1 pseudogene is annotated in these 528 nt (G+C 66.3%); it reads right to left on the reverse strand.

Annotated elements, in window-relative coordinates:
• Positions 1–474 (reverse strand): annotated as a pseudogene (locus tag C5N14_RS31490) (IS6 family transposase); the annotation flags it as partial.
• Positions 475–528: the final 54 nt, after the last annotated feature.

Below are 528 nucleotides of genomic sequence, written 5' to 3' on the forward strand. Positions count from 1 at the left end.
GACGTGGTGCCAAGCCGAGGGGATCAGGTCGTCGAGCACGGCGGGATAGACCGGAGCGGCGTCGGTGACCACTTCGCTGGGCGTCACCTTCAGCATCCGCAGTGCGCGCTGGAAGAACCGCCGGGCCGCAGCGGCATGACGGTGAGCTGGGACGAGCACGTCGATGATTTGTCCGTGTTGGTCGATCGGGCGGTAGACGTAGCGCCAAACCCCGTTGACCTTGACGTAGGTCTCGTTGACGAACCACCGGTCACCCGGGCAGTGGCGAGCGAACCGGGCGGCGTCGGCCAGCAGCGGGGTGAACCGTTGCACCCACCGGAACACGGTGACGTGGTCGACCTCGACACCGCGCTCACCCAGGAGTTCCTCCACGTCCTGGTAGGAGAGGTTGTAGTGCAGCTACCAGGGGACCGCGACGACGATCACCTCTGCGGGAAACCGGAACCGGTGAACGCCGACTTCGGCGGCGACCAGGGACGACGAGGCTCGATAGCTTCACCCGTCAGGCCTGCCTCGATCCCTGGACAC

This window comes from Micromonospora sp. MW-13, from assembly GCF_003434305.1.
Taxonomy (GTDB): Bacteria; Actinomycetota; Actinomycetes; order Mycobacteriales; family Micromonosporaceae; genus Micromonospora.